The following is a 13,830-nucleotide window of genomic DNA, read 5'->3' as shown; positions in this document are numbered from 1 at the left end:
TATCAGGCGGTTGATGGCGTTTCGGTTGGGCTGAAGCGGAAATTACAGCAAACTGGGAATCACCGATGGCAGATCGTGGACTTTATCATCCTGGGATCTCGCGACGCACGGCAGTGCAAGCCGGCGCGGTGGGGATATTGGGGCTTGGGTTGAATCACTTGCGACCGCTGCAGGCGGCGACGCCGCGTGAAACGCCCGCTCATGCCACGGCCAAGTCGTGCATTTATATCTTTCTCTCCGGTGGACTTGCTCAGCATGAGAGCTTTGACCTGAAACCCGACGCACCATCAGACGTCCGCGGCGAATTCACGCCGATCGCCACGAAGACGCCGGGCCTGCAGATTTGTGAGCACCTTCCGGGGCTTGCTCAGCGTAGCGATCAATGGGCCGTCGTTCGATCGTTGACGCATCCGACGAATGATCACACCGCCGGGCATTACTACATGCTGACTGGCCGCAGCATTCCTTCTCCTGGCTTTCGTGGTGATCGAGTGGCTTTGCCCAGCGATTGGCCGTCGATTGCGTCGATCGTTGGCGATGCGTTGCCTCGTCGAAGTGACAATCTGCCACCTGCCGTGGTGCTGCCCGAACGTCTCGTACACTGGTCTGGCGGTGTCATTCCGGGCGCCTATGGCGGCCAGATGGGCAGTCATCGTGATCCCTTCTTTATTGAGGCGTCGCCCTACGGAAATCCATTCTGGCGTGGGGCGTATCCCGAGTTCACGTTCGCGAACGAAACGAAAAAGCCTCCGCAGCATGCCGATGATCGAGTTTACCAGGCGCCCAATATCAAGTTATCGCCCGACATGGGGTTGGGGAGGATGGCGAATCGATCCAGCCTGTTGCGCGAACTGGATCGACAACGCCAACACCTGGAGGAGTCTGCCACCGTTCAGAAGTATGACGAACACCGTCAATCGGCTATTTCATTGCTTTCCGGCAAAGATGTTCGTCGCGCGTTCGATGTCACGAATGCCGAGGATTCGATTCAGGGACGCTATGGCCGCAATAGTTTTGGCTGGTCGCTACTGATGGCATTCCGGCTGGTTGAGGCGGGCGTAAATCTGGTCCAAGTCAATCTTGGAAACAATGAAACCTGGGATACGCATGGTGATATCTTCCCCAGGTTGAAAGACAAGCTGTTTCCGCCAACTGACCGGGCTCTTTGTGCCCTGCTCGACGATTTGTCGGCCACAGGGCTGCTGGGCAGCACACTGGTTGTGGTGGGAAGTGAATTTGGGCGAACGCACAAAGTTTCGACGCTACCCGGATCATATCCGCTACCTGGACGCGATCATTGGGGGGCTGCACAAAGTGTGCTGCTCGCAGGCGGCGGAATTGCCGGGGGGGCAGTCATCGGCTCGACCGATTCGATTGGTGCCTACCCCGCCAGTCAGCCGGAGTCGCCCGAAAATCTCGCAGCCACAATCTATCAGGCTCTGGGGATCCCTGATACCGCCGTCTGGCATGACGAACAGACTCGGCCGCACTCGATCTACAATGGCCAGCCGATCCGCGGTTTGATGCTTTAAGGCGTGGCGGAATCTGGTGGGCGGACGTTCATGTTGGCGTGTCGGGTGATTCGGACTATTGGATCAGGTCGCACCAGGCACGACCAAGGAATCGCAGCAGATCGGATGCGATCAATCCTTGCTTCGACATTTCGACCGCTGCAAGGTCTCCGGCCAGTCCGTGGAGGTAAACGCCCAGATGAGCTGCTTCGAATGCGGGTAAGCCTTGGGCGAGCAGCGCGGTCAGAAGTCCGGTCAGGACATCGCCCGTTCCCCCCGTCGCCATACCGCTATTCCCTGTCGTATTGATGGCGACCCGTGTGCCATCGGTGACGACGGTGTTCTGTCCTTTGAGGACAAGGATCACGTTGTGCGTTTTGGCGAACGCAGCCGCGAACTGCGTTCGATGGTCTTGGATCGAATTGGCGTCTTCGCCTGTCAGGCGACTGAACTCACCGACATGCGGCGTCAGAATTCTCGCAGGGGCATCGGGGGCACGGCGCAAGAGGTAGGGCCGCTTTGCCAGCAAGTTCAGGCCATCCGCGTCGAAGACACACGGGACCGGAATGGACTCGTAGAGACTTGTGACGAGTTCTTGCAGACCTGCAGATTGCCCGAGTCCAGGTCCCACGGCGGCCGCCGACTTTTGTGCGAGTGCCGCCAGGAGTGGTTCGTGTGCGGACTGATGCGTTCGACCATGGATGTCTTCAGGCAGGCCGAGCGTCAGATAGGAAGGCTCATACGAGGCAACGATGGGCACAATCCCGACAGGTACCGCTACGGTCACAAGTCCCGCGCCCCCGCGCAGTGCAGCCGTTCCGGACAAACACGCGGCACCACTCATGCCGCGACTGCCCGCGAAGATCAAAGCCCGTCCGCAATCCCCCTTGTGGGCATCGTCCGCACGCTTGGGAGCCTGAGGCAAGCTGCTGACAAGTTGGATTTTCGGGATTTCTGCCATTATGAACCTTCCGCCAGGCATGCCGTAGGACGTCGAGTTTGACGAGCAATCAAGCCCGCAAGATAGCCGCCTTTGAATCCGGCGTCGATGTTGACGACCGCCACGTTGGCCGCGCAACTTGTCAGCATCCCGAGCAAAGGCGCGAACCCACCCAAGTGGGCTCCATATCCAACACTTGTCGGCACAGCGATCACGGGAACGGCGACCCAGCCGGCCACGACCGACGGCAGTGCCCCTTCCATGCCTGCCACTACCACCACGGCGTCAGCGGTTGCCAGGCGATCAGTTTGGGCCAGTAAGCGCTGCGGCCCCGCGACTCCCACGTCCAAGATCAGTTCTGCCTGACAGTTCATCCAGCGAACCGTTTCAAGAGCTTCTTCGGCGATGGGACGATCACTCGTACCGGCCGACACGACAATGACGCGTCCATTCGGTGGCGAGGTCTGATTAATCTGAACTATTGTTCTCGCAACGGGGTTGAATACCGATGTCGGAAATTCGGCCTGCACTGCGGCCGCCTGATCTGGTGTCATCCGAGTGGCCAGCGAATTTTGTCCGGCGAGGAACTGTTCTCGGAACACCGACCGAATGGTGTCGACCGTTTTTCCAGGTGCGTAGACCACTTCCGGAAATCCACAACGTCGCTGGCGATCGAGGTCGACACGAACGTCTAGAGTTGACGTTGTCATTGCCAGAGCTGAACGAAGTTCGTGTTCCAGGCGATCGGCGGCCAAGTCACCGGCCTGCCAACGCTGAAGAAGTTGGGCGAGAGAATCTTGAAGCATGGACTCTTCCGGGTGAAACATCGCGTCCCGAGTGGACCGCGGTTCAGGGTTTGTGGTCTCTTCTGCGTCTCCGAGTCTCTGTGTCTCCATCACCATCCAATGTGTGCCCGAAGTGCGCGAAACTGAGAGGTGGGCCCAGCGGGGGTGAGGGAGACACAGAGACACGGAGACACAGAGTATCAATTGAAGGCGGACATTTTTGATTGCCGAGTGATTGTGGCATGTCACTCGGCCAGTTCGAGGTAAGGGTCGAGCCCCATGGCCTGGCACATTTTTTCGCGGGATTTTTCCTGCTTCAGCATGCGAGAACGGTGCTTGCGTTCGTGGTTCTCGATTGTACGCTGAGTGCGCTGAAAGGTGCGAAGCCAACTGCGTGAGAGTTCTCCTGCGGAATTGGGATTGGCTCGTGCTTGAATTCGTTTCAGCGTTTTCTCGGGGAGGTAACGAAACAGTTCGTCTTCCAGCGAGAGCCAAAACTGAAACGAACCTGGATCGCCCTGCCGAGCCGCACGTCCAACAAGTTGTCGATCGATTCGCCGGTTGGTGTGCATTTCTGTCGCGATGACGTGCAGTCCGCCATTCTTGCGAACGTCCTCGTGCAGATGGATGTCGGTTCCGCGACCAGCCATGTTGGTTGCGATAGTGATGCGCCCCGGCTGACCGGCTTGTGCCACGATCTCGGCTTCCACTTCATCGAACAGGGCGTTCAGAATCAGGCATTCGATATTTCGTTCACGCAGGGCATTTCCAAGAACTTGGGACGCTTCGACCGAGGGCGTTCCGATCAAGATCGCGCGTCCTGCGTCATACAGCCGAATAATTTCGGGAACAACCGCGTTTCGTTTGGCTTCCTGTGTCGCGAAGATTCGGGTCGGCAGTCCTTGACGAACACAGCGCCGATGCGTGGGGATTGTGGTGACACCGAGTCCATATGTATGCTGAAATTCCTTCGTCGCCTGTACTCCGGTTCCCGTCATGCCTGCGATGTTCTCGTAGCGGCGAAAAAAAGTCTGCACGGTAATTCGGGCGGCCTCTCCTGTTTCCTTCGTGATCGGGACCCGTTCTTTTGATTCGATCGCCTGATGCAGGCCGGCCTGCCACTTTCGTCCTTCCAGCGTTCGGCCGGTACTTTCGTCGACGATCGAGATTTCCTGCTTTTTGGTGATGACGTAATCACGACCTTTTTCGAACGCATACCGTGCACGAACCGCTTGTTCGACGTGAACGTAAAGCTTCTCGGTATCGAACGAACTGAGCAGCGACGGTTTGTCCGTCAGCACCACCTTACGAGTTCCCGCGTTGGTGAGCTCGACTGTTCGTTTGCTGGGGTCGAACAGGAAGTCTTCCGCCGGCAATAGCTGGGGAACCAGATCGCGCGCCCAACTGAGGATTGCTTCTGTTGCGGTCGTTTTGTCGCGTTCCAAGCCGATGATGAGTGGCGTGACGGCGTCGTCGATGAGAACGCTGTCGGCTTCGTCGACGAGGGCGAAGTAGTGTCCGCGCTGAACGGGGCCATCATCCGTGTCTTCAGTTTGATCGAAGACGCGGTGTCGATGGGCTTCGTCGAGCTTCGATCCGACTTTCAGGCGGTCACGCAGGAAATCGAATCCGATTTCTCGGCTGGTGGCGTACGTGATGTCTTTTCCATAGGCGCGACGACGCTGGTCGGGCTCGCTATCCGAGATCACGCATCCCACCGTCATGCCGAGCATTTCGTAGACGGGACGCATCAGATCACAGTCACGCTGCGCCAGATAGTCGTTCACGGTGACGACGTGACATCCACGGCCGGGAAGTGCACGTAGGAACGTGGGCAATGTTGCTGTGAGTGTCTTTCCTTCGCCGGTTTGCATTTCCGCCAAACCGCCTTCGAAGAGTCCAATGCCTCCCATCAGTTGGACGGCATAGTGCTTTTGCCCCAGAACGCGCCGCGATGCTTCACGAACGAGCGCGTAGGCTTCCGGCATCAACAATCGCAACGAACTGCCACTTTTCGACCGCCACCGGACATCTTTCGATCGAGACTGCAGTTCTCTGTCGCTCAGATCGACGAAAGAATCTGCGAGAGTGATGATCTGTTGTGCCAACGCTCGCCAGCGCGAGATGCGCGCACTGGCCGGGCGGCCACACGCCTTGGTCAGATGCCAGAATTGTGCCAACGCATCCATCATCGTTTGGCCTGGAACAGTAGTCGCGGATTGAGCGTGAACTTAATTGTTCGAGATCCATGACGAAGGCAGACGCGCGAATTCGGGCCTTGCCTGCCGGGAATGTCGCGTTGTCGCCCACATGCATAGAATTTGCGAAGAATCGAGATGCCGCACAATATCAGATCGGTGGATTTCGGCAATTGCGTCAGTGGGCCGAGATCGAATCAGGCAGCCGCTGGATCTTTCCTTCGCGATCGACGCAGGCCAGCGTACTTTTTGCGGACGCGAGCAGCTTGTCACCACAGTACAGCTTGTAGCTATGCTCGATTTTGACTGCCGAAATGTTATCGACTTTGGTGACGAGCGTCAGGAGATCGTCATAGCGCGCCGGTGAATGGTACTGGCACTGAAGTTTTGCCACGACAAGAAACAAACCCGATTCTTCGATATCGCGGTAGCAACCGCCTTGTGCACGCAAGAGCTCCGTTCGGCCTTGCTCGAAGAAGTTAAAAAACTGCGAATGATGCAGAAATCCCATCGCATCCGTTTCGCAGTATCGGACGCGCATTGTGATCGAATGTTCCGTCAGCATTGGTCTCTTTCGCCGTAAATCAGGGTCATTCACGCGATCAGCTCGATCGTCGGCCATAAGCTTGGATCGGAGTCATAGGGAAACTCGCTGCCGACTGCCAGTGTTTGATCGCCCAATTCCGCATCGAGGACCCGATAGTGAAATCCCAGCCGCGGGCTGGTCGCCGGATCAAAGCCTGTGAAGACTTCGGCAGGAAACCAGGCGTCGATCCAGTATCCATTGGTGGTGGATTCAGCTTGAATTTGAACAAGCTCGACCGCCGGCAGCATGGTCTCTTCACGTGCGCGGGCAACCGCCAGCGATTCCACTACGGGCTCGGTTCGTTTCCGCCCACCACCCGCTGGCAATAGGACGAACTGATGGCAGAATTTTGTCGCGCGATGGACCGTCTGGGTGTTTCTTGTGTCGATCCATATCCGAATTCCATCCGAGCGCAGCAATTCGCTGGCAACACAATCTGGTTGACGTGTTTTTCCGGACACCGTCAGGCTGAGCGCCAGGCCTCGATCATTCCAAGCGAGCTTCACGAGGGCAAAATCGGAGTGCTGATCAAGCTCACCGATACTGGGGAGGGCACAGTCGTTCGGTAAATCGAGCAATCGGCCCGTCGTTGAGGGCAGGTGATCGAGCTTTTTGGCTGTGAAGGACCATCGAAACAGAAAACGGGGCGGAACAATCTGGTTCATCGAACGATCTACTTTTTCTGAATGGCCCACAAATGATTGAACGTTCGCAAATAAATGACGCCATTCGAGAACGCCGCAGAGGCCGAAATGTCTTCTTCCAAGTCGTTCTCGGCCAGAATTTCAACCTTTTCGCCCGCCTTGACGACCGTGGTTCGCCCGTCGCGTGCGGTCAGATAGATCCGGCCATCGGCATAGACGGGTGACGACCGGTGACGCTGCCGGTTTGTTCGCTGATAGTCGAGTTGTTCACCGGTGTTCTTTCGCAGGATGGCAAGGTCCCCATTCTCCATACAGAGATAAACGAGATCCCCGACGATGAGGGGCGATGGAACGTCGGGCGTTCGTGCAGAGGCCCACAGATGGAATTCCGGATTGGTGGTAATGTCACCATGTCCGTTCGGCTTGAGTGCGACAATCGGTCCCTTCTTCGCACTGGGAACAAGAATGATCCCCTTCGCGACGGCAGGTGATGCGACGAATCGCAGTGTTCGGTCGTAGTTTGATTTCTTATTGAGGTCGCCGCAGCGCCAGAGTTCATGTCCGTCTGTCAGGTCGTGTGCCACAACGAAGTCGGCACCGTGCGACAGTAAGAATTTTTGCTGGCCATCGTTGTAGATGATCGGGGAAGCGTACGAATGCTCATTCTCGGCGATCGCGTCGCTTGGCCGATTGACTTTCCAGACCTCGCGGCCTGTCAACGCGTTGATGGCGAAGACACAGGCTTCACGTGTGTTGGCATCGCCGTCACCGTGGATCAGTTGCTGGTACAGGATTCCCTGGTCGAAGACGGGGGTGGATGTCAGCCCGAACTGAATGTCAAACTTGCCATAGCGATCCTGGACGTCGAACTTCCAGACTTCGATTCCATCCACCGTATAACAGCCCAGGATTCCATTCGCGAAAAATGCCCAGACATGCTGGCCATCGGTGACCGGAGAGGGAGACGCCGAATTGCCTTCGTCGCCGCGGACGTTTTTATTTCCATGCGAGACAATTTGTCGCCACGCCTCGCTTCCCTCCCGCGTGTAGGCCAGCAGCAAGAGCTGTCCATCGGGATCGGTTGAGGTCAGGAAGATTCGGTCGTCCCAGACAACCGGCGTGGCACCACCGGGACCGGGAAGTGCGATCTTCCAGGCCATGTTTTTGGTCTTGTTCCATTCAACTGGTAGATTCGATTCTGAGCAGAGACCGTCGTTCGCAGGACCGCGCCAGTTGGGCCATTGGTCCGCGAAGACTGGACACGCCATTACAGCGACGAACATGGCAAGTACGATTCGTAACATCAACACCATTCTCAATTCCCCAGAGCACTTCAACGATTGGTTCTTCGTATTGGGCAGTGTGGCAGCGGCGTCTGCAGGCGTCAAATGCTGCTCGCGTCAGGTTCGCATTCCCGCAGGATGAAATGCGGGAATTCATGCACGGTACACCTGGCGGCCCTTCGATCAGGCACCGACAAACCGCGCGTAAAGTCCGCGGGCGACGCTGATATCGTTGGTTCCCTGAATAATTGCCCGACCATCGCGGAACACAGTGATCTCACATGGGGGATCGAGCACGGTGAGACGGACCAGATAGGGGTTGCGAGTCACCTTTCCCGAGAGTTCGAGCCGGCGTGCCAGTTCCTCGAGCGGTAGTTGAGCCGGAAACGCGGGTGAAATCTGGACGGAGTTTCGTCCGCAGAGCACGGTCGATTGTGAGGCGTGACGTCCATGCAGCCAATCGCGCCGTCCTTGAATACAGGCCGGGCATTGGCTCTTTTCTCGCAGGTTCGCGACATTCATATTGCGAAATGTGCCGTCCCAGATATCCACGATCGTCAGTTGTGGCGGAATCAACTCTCGTTTGCCTGCGAGAATCTTGAGTGCCATCGTGGCCTGGATCGACGTGATCAGGTGAATCGCGGGCCCGATCACGCCGGCCGTGTCGCAGGTTTCAACCGCACCGGCATCCGGCGGCGTTTCGATCAGGCATCTCAAGCAGGGGGACTGGTTGGGAAAGATGGTCATCGTTTGGCCGTGGCTGCCGACACAACCGGCATAGATCCAGGGAATGCCGGTCTCAAGCGACACGTCGTTCATCAGGAAGCGAACTTCGAAGTTGTCCGTTCCATCCAGGATCAAGTCGACTCCTGACGCCAGGTCCATCGCATTACGACTGTCGATGTCCGCCACAATCGGTTCGAGCTTCACTTGCGAGTTGATGCGCGCCAGCTTGTTGGCCGCGACGATGGACTTGGGAAGGTGTTCTTCGACATCGCGTTCATCGAACAGGACCTGTCGTTGCAGATTGGTCAGGTCGACGAAATCGCGGTCGACAATCCGCAGCAACCCCACTCCCGCTCGGACCAAGGTATCGGCGAGTACTGTTCCGAGTGCACCGCACCCGCATAGCAGGACCTTCGATGCCCGAATTCGTTCCTGTCCCTCGACACCAATTCCGGAAAATCGCATTTGACGGCTGTACCGGTCCAGCGATTCAGGCGAAGAACTTACAGGATCGGCAGTATCGTTGGTCACGTGACTGGCCTTATGGATGACGCGCGGCGGGATTCGAAGGTGGGAATATTGCGCAAACTGTTCCGCGAATTCTGCCGTTAACTGAGAAGCAGTCCTGATCCGTTGAACTCTTACGACCGTCGCAACCGATACATTGAAACAAGTCAAATATTCTACTGGTTTAGGCCGGGTTTGCCGAAGCTCACCATGGCGTTTTACCAACCCCCGAATGCGGTTCACAAGGTTGTGACATGAACAAGTGGTATCACCCCTTCGGATTGTTGTTATTGGCGGCCATGTTGGGAGATCTGAGTGGCTGCGCTCAAACTCGAGATTGGCTCGCCAAAACGTCGTCCAAAAAACGGACGGAAGAAGAGATCGCAGCGGCTGAAAAGAAACTGAACGAAAAGACACCCAGGAAAAAGTCGTCTGTCGAAGTCGCTGACTCGAAGCCATCGAAGTCCAAAGACTCTGCGTCCAAAGACAGCAAAGAGAGCGCTGTTGCAAAGGACTCGAAGTCGAAGGACAAGGATAAGGACATCAAGACGGCCAGCGCGACCAAGTCGAAGTCGAAAGCGATTGACGCTGAACATGAAAAGTTCACGGCAGCGGAAACCGCAAAGAAGAAAAAGCCTGCGACAGAGACGCGTGTGGAATCGGGCAGCAACGAAAAAGATGAAATCGCCTTGGCGGGCAGCACGAAGCCGGCCAAGCCTGCGAAGCCTAAAGCCAGTGCCTCCACGGCCGATGACGACCTGTATTCCTTCGTCGACAAAATGGAAAAGCCGACCGCGACGAAACCGGTGAAAAAGGTTGCCAAGCCAGAGGTCGATGAGGAAGTCGACGCGGTTGCCGAGACGAAGCCGTCGTCTCGCAAGAACGTCGTGCAGGTAAAGAAAGAAGTCGCCAAGATCGAAGAGAATGACGACATCGCCGATTGGCTCGATACCGAAACGCAACCGGAATCCAAATCGGTGAAGTCAGCCATCGTTTCTGAGCCAACAGAAGACGAGTCGCCCCTCTCGGAGAGTGACAAACCAGTCGCTCGCAAGGAAAAGCCACGAAAGGCAGAGGCGGCGCACTCATGGGACGACGATCTGGCCGAGGCCAAAGCCACAAATACCCGAACTGAGGACGAGAGTTCACTGTTCGAGGAAAAGCCAGTCTCCGAAAAGAAGCTGGCGGTCACCAGAGTTTCAGAGAAAAAGAGTGGAGCGCATCACGAGTCGCAGCAGGGGTTAACGGCGACTTGTCCACAAGCGGACGGCGAATTGCGCGACGTATTGGGGGGAATGGATCTTGCAGACTCGGAATCCTTGAAGCAGGGGCTACACCGGATTGGGCAGTTGGGAGGAGACGGGCGCGCAGCGGAACCGCTTCTGCGACAAATGCTGAAGCATGAGGATGCGTTCGTACGAGTTCATGCCGCGCTCGCAATGGCTCGGCTGAATTTGACGACCGGCGAGTCCGCGGCCGTGGTGACGGCATCGCTCAAGTCTCGGGATGCCAGCCTGCGATCATTCAGTGTTGCGGTCTTGGATGAAATGGGACCCCAGGCAAATGAAGTTCTCGGATCGCTGGCCGCCAGCATGAACGATCGAGATGGGCAGATTCGACTTCGCGCTGCCGAAGTTCTGATCCGCCACGACGACTGGTCGTTGCAGGCACTGCAATGTCTGCTGTCGTGCCTGTCGGAGCGAGATGAGAATGTGCGGTGGCTGGCGACTTACTCGTTCGCCGAGCTCGCCCCACAGTCTCCCGAGGCGGTCCAGGCACTCATGAAGGCGACGGGTGATCCGGTATCGAAGGTTCGTGTCGGAGCCGTCTACGCTCTGGGTGAAATCGGTCCCTATGCAAAACGATCCGGGGCTGAACTCCATCGCCTGATGGACTCGACGAAGGACGAAGAGTTGAAGTCCGCCATTGCTTACTCACTCCAGCAAATCGAAAAATAGGCGCGTTACGCGTCGGTCGGCCATCAATGCACAAAGCGGGGTTTTCGGACCTCGCTTTGTGCATTGATGGCCGATTTTTTTATCGTGTCAGCCAGCGGTTCGTGCGAAAGTCACGTGGGTATGGTTTGCGGGCCGCGGTGTTTTGACACGCCTCGATTCGCTGCAATTCCGCTGAGTCGCTCGAGGTCATCTTCGACGCCAGGAATTCCGCGCCAGGAATTCCGCGCCAGGAATTCCGCATCCGTGAGAGATCGACGACATTCCGGGCTCTGGCAACAGCGAACCGGGCCGAGGTCTCAGGTGACTGCTGTTGAGATGCGTTGCCTGCGCGGCGACTGTGTTGATGTGCCGCTTAGACTTCCAAAGTGAGTGATGTGCTTGCATTCGGTCGTGCAGGTGAACCAAGCGGACACGGATGGGCTGTGGCTGTTCCGATAAAAAAAACTCCGCAAATTCTTGCCGAAATGGCAAAAAACGAACGTCTTCGTCCAGCTGGTCGTAACTCTTTTTCTTGATGACGCTTAAGTTCTTCTTAATGCATTGGCCTGTTGTGTTCAAAAGTGCATGTTGTTCATTGGTTTTTGTGGTCGATTTTAATTCGAATACGCCATGTGACGGCGTGTTTTTTGCGTTCATCGCATTGGGTGTGTTTGATATTGATTGACTGTTCTTGGTTTTGTTTAATTTTAATTCTGTTTCCGATTGTCTGCCGCTGATTGGGGTCTGAAAGGCTTGTGCGACCGCCGTGAGAAAGAGCTTAGCGGGGTTGGTCAGTTCGCGGTGAGCGACATGTTTCATTCATCGTGTCTTGTTCGTGTCATTCAGGATACTCCGCGTCGATTACGCGGGGCGAGGAGGTCACATGCTGAGAAGTCGGACGGTGCAGCGTTCCACACGTGGTGGGTTCACTCTGGTTGAATTGCTGGTGGTGATCGCGATCATTGGGATTCTGGTGGCGCTACTGCTGCCTGCCGTGCAGCAGGCTCGCGAATCCGCTCGGGTTATGCAGTGCAAAAACAATCTGAAGCAGATCGCTCTGGCCGCTCACAACTTCGAAAGCACCTATGGGGGGCTTCCGCCGCTGGATTTGAGTCGTGGCTGGGCCAGTTGGGCGGTGATGATTCTGCCCTATCTTGATCAGGCGCCGACTTACAGCAACTGGGATGTCAAGAAGCGGTACTGTGTGCAGGGAATGAGTATGGGGCCCGGTGGATTCGTTTACGACCCGCTGAAGGCAGGTGTCGAGATTCCGCTGTTCTATTGTCCGACCATCCGAAGTGCCCACTGCTTCGACGAGGGGCAGAGTTTCGCGAACGAGCCGAGTGCCTGCCCTGCTTCGCTGCCGTTGGCTCCTGGCCAGACCACTGCCGGGATTCCCCTCGATAAACCACGCGGTCCTACCGGTCGCTCTGACTACGGTGCGAACGGTGGTTCGGTGTATGTCGCGATCGAAGCAGCCAATGCGGGTGATTTGCTTATGAACGTCATGAACGGGCCCTTTTTGCGAGCGATGGATCCCGTCACGGGCAAGGTTGCAGAATGCCGTGCACAGCCAGGCTGTGATGGAAGTCCATCGTCTTCCGATCTGGGTCCATCTTGCGGCTGCGCCTGTGACATCTCGTTCCGCTATTCCCGTGGACTCAAGGACATTACGGATGGATTGACGAACACGATTCTTTTCGGTGAGAAGTTCCTCAGTGCAGAGTTGATCGACTTTAATGCGGCCACAACGGCCAATGGCTGCAGTTCGGCACGCTGGTCGGAATCCACGGTTCTGACAGGTTACAACGGGGATGGGATCATGCGGTTTGCAGGACGGAATCACCCCATGATTACGAACTCGCGCTTTACGGGCAGCGGTTGCTGGACTGTTCAAACGACCTTTGGAAGCTGGCATGTAGGCGGATTTGCTCAGTTTGCCATGGCGGACGGTAGTGTGCGGTCGCTGAGTGCCAATATCGACAACGGCAGCGCCGGTCAGGAAGGAGTCTACGGCGCCCTTGCGTCTCGCGCGGGGGGAGGAACCCTGCGTAGTGACAATTGAACTGCCGCGTCCTGGGCAAGTTCGTGTCGGCAGTCTTGTTCTCTGGCTCTTCAAGGATTGCGCGTGTGGCGAATGCAATTCCCTGCGGCGGTCGTGTCACCTGTTGGTGGTGTTTGCCGCTTCTGTTGCTGGTTGGCTGCGGTCGTGGCATGAATGACGAATTCGAGTTGTTCCCCGTGCGGGGAAGCGTTGTTTTTAAGGGTGGCCGCCCGCTGCCAGCAACCTTTTCGTTGACGCTGCATTCGCTCGAACAGAAAAACGTGCAGTCTGTGGCCAGCGTGGGGGCCGATGGTAACTTCTCGAACGTCACCTTTCTCGGTTTCGGCGGTGATGGACGGGCCGGTGCTGTTGCAGGGCAGCATCGCGTGTCGATTCGTCTGAACGTACCAATGGGTGAGGCAGCGGCAATGCTGTCGGACGAGGAACGCAAGCGGTGGGCTGCGCATCAGCGGCTGTTTGCTCCCTATAGTGAGACCGCTTCAACCTTGGAAGTCGCCGTCGACTTTGGTCCTACTGATCTTGTGATTGAACTCGATCCGCCGCCTCAGGGGTGAGTTCGGCAGTGATTGTGTCATCCGCTCGCAACCTCGCTTCTGGAGGTGTTTTCTTCATTGTGGCTTTGCTACTTCGTTTCTCTGTTGTTGTGCA

General features: G+C 56.7%; 11 protein-coding genes. 4 read left to right on the top strand and 7 right to left on the bottom strand.

Features of this window, described 5'->3' with window-relative positions; all coding sequences use genetic code 11:
* Positions 1 to 65 precede the first annotated feature (65 nt).
* Complete coding sequence (locus OSO_RS0125385) at positions 66 to 1,532, top strand: DUF1501 domain-containing protein (RefSeq protein WP_010585859.1); 1,467 nt, start codon at positions 66 to 68, stop codon at positions 1,530 to 1,532.
* A 55-nt stretch (positions 1,533 to 1,587) separates the two neighbouring features.
* Here the strand turns inward: OSO_RS0125385 and OSO_RS0125380 are convergent, their stop codons facing one another.
* The 7 genes from OSO_RS0125380 to OSO_RS0125345 all read right to left on the bottom strand — a co-directional run bounded on the left by OSO_RS0125380 (position 1,588) and on the right by OSO_RS0125345 (position 9,138).
* Positions 1,588 to 2,472 carry an NAD(P)H-hydrate dehydratase gene (locus OSO_RS0125380; RefSeq protein ID WP_010585858.1) on the bottom strand — a complete coding sequence of 295 codons (885 nt, stop codon included), beginning with the start codon at positions 2,470 to 2,472 and terminating at the stop codon, positions 1,588 to 1,590.
* Positions 2,472 to 3,257 carry a nickel pincer cofactor biosynthesis protein LarB gene (larB, locus tag OSO_RS45080; RefSeq protein WP_010585857.1) on the bottom strand — a complete coding sequence of 262 codons (786 nt, stop codon included), beginning with the start codon at positions 3,255 to 3,257 and terminating at the stop codon, positions 2,472 to 2,474. The genes OSO_RS0125380 and larB overlap by 1 nt, the downstream gene beginning before the upstream one ends.
* 224 nt (positions 3,258 to 3,481) lie before the next feature.
* Entirely contained in the window at positions 3,482 to 5,428 is a 1,947-nt protein-coding gene (locus OSO_RS0125370) for a preprotein translocase subunit SecA (protein ID WP_237729335.1), read from the bottom strand.
* Positions 5,429 to 5,612: 184 nt separating this feature from the next.
* Positions 5,613 to 5,999, bottom strand: coding sequence for an acyl-CoA thioesterase (locus tag OSO_RS0125360; protein ID WP_010585854.1), 387 nt, complete (start codon positions 5,997 to 5,999; stop codon positions 5,613 to 5,615).
* 29 nt (positions 6,000 to 6,028) lie between these two features.
* Positions 6,029 to 6,685 carry a DOMON domain-containing protein gene (locus tag OSO_RS0125355; RefSeq protein ID WP_010585853.1) on the bottom strand — a complete coding sequence of 219 codons (657 nt, stop codon included), beginning with the start codon at positions 6,683 to 6,685 and terminating at the stop codon, positions 6,029 to 6,031.
* An 8-nt stretch (positions 6,686 to 6,693) separates the two neighbouring features.
* On the bottom strand, positions 6,694 to 7,968 hold the full coding sequence (locus tag OSO_RS0125350) for a BamB-related PQQ repeat family beta-propellar protein (protein ID WP_202799974.1): 1,275 nt from the start codon (positions 7,966 to 7,968) through the stop codon (positions 6,694 to 6,696).
* Between the two features lie 162 nt (positions 7,969 to 8,130).
* Positions 8,131 to 9,138, bottom strand: coding sequence for a ThiF family adenylyltransferase (locus OSO_RS0125345; protein ID WP_010585851.1), 1,008 nt, complete (start codon positions 9,136 to 9,138; stop codon positions 8,131 to 8,133).
* A gap of 296 nt (positions 9,139 to 9,434) precedes the next feature.
* Here OSO_RS0125345 and OSO_RS0125340 point away from each other — a divergent pair, with 296 nt between their 5' ends.
* The 3 genes from OSO_RS0125340 to OSO_RS0125320 all read left to right on the top strand — a co-directional run bounded on the left by OSO_RS0125340 (position 9,435) and on the right by OSO_RS0125320 (position 13,736).
* A complete protein-coding gene (locus OSO_RS0125340) occupies positions 9,435 to 11,138 on the top strand; it encodes a HEAT repeat domain-containing protein (RefSeq protein WP_010585850.1) in 1,704 nt (567 codons plus the stop codon).
* A gap of 862 nt (positions 11,139 to 12,000) precedes the next feature.
* The gene (locus OSO_RS48535) at positions 12,001 to 13,182 is read left to right on the top strand and encodes a DUF1559 family PulG-like putative transporter (RefSeq protein ID WP_010585848.1); all 1,182 of its coding nucleotides are present in this window, start codon (positions 12,001 to 12,003) and stop codon (positions 13,180 to 13,182) included.
* 65 nt (positions 13,183 to 13,247) lie between these two features.
* Positions 13,248 to 13,736: a hypothetical protein gene (locus tag OSO_RS0125320; protein ID WP_010585847.1), complete on the top strand. Its 489-nt coding sequence runs from the start codon at positions 13,248 to 13,250 to the stop codon at positions 13,734 to 13,736.
* Positions 13,737 to 13,830: the final 94 nt, after the last annotated feature.

It is taken from the genome of Schlesneria paludicola DSM 18645, from assembly GCF_000255655.1.
In the GTDB taxonomy this organism is placed as follows: Bacteria; Planctomycetota; Planctomycetia; order Planctomycetales; family Planctomycetaceae; genus Schlesneria; species Schlesneria paludicola.
Note: the sequence above shows the minus strand (reverse complement) of the source record. Positions and strands in the feature narration are given on the sequence as shown.

Coding starts and splice junctions, on each gene's coding strand:
- OSO_RS0125385 (WP_010585859.1), top strand. CDS start 66: ATGGCAGATCGTGGACTTTATCATCCTGGGATCTCGCGACGCACGGCA.
- OSO_RS0125380 (WP_010585858.1), bottom strand. CDS start 2,472: ATGGCAGAAATCCCGAAAATCCAACTTGTCAGCAGCTTGCCTCAGGCT.
- larB (WP_010585857.1), bottom strand. CDS start 3,257: ATGCTTCAAGATTCTCTCGCCCAACTTCTTCAGCGTTGGCAGGCCGGT.
- OSO_RS0125370 (WP_237729335.1), bottom strand. CDS start 5,428: ATGATGGATGCGTTGGCACAATTCTGGCATCTGACCAAGGCGTGTGGC.
- OSO_RS0125360 (WP_010585854.1), bottom strand. CDS start 5,999: ATGCTGACGGAACATTCGATCACAATGCGCGTCCGATACTGCGAAACG.
- OSO_RS0125355 (WP_010585853.1), bottom strand. CDS start 6,685: ATGAACCAGATTGTTCCGCCCCGTTTTCTGTTTCGATGGTCCTTCACA.
- OSO_RS0125350 (WP_202799974.1), bottom strand. CDS start 7,968: ATGTTACGAATCGTACTTGCCATGTTCGTCGCTGTAATGGCGTGTCCA.
- OSO_RS0125345 (WP_010585851.1), bottom strand. CDS start 9,138: ATGCGATTTTCCGGAATTGGTGTCGAGGGACAGGAACGAATTCGGGCA.
- OSO_RS0125340 (WP_010585850.1), top strand. CDS start 9,435: ATGAACAAGTGGTATCACCCCTTCGGATTGTTGTTATTGGCGGCCATG.
- OSO_RS48535 (WP_010585848.1), top strand. CDS start 12,001: ATGCTGAGAAGTCGGACGGTGCAGCGTTCCACACGTGGTGGGTTCACT.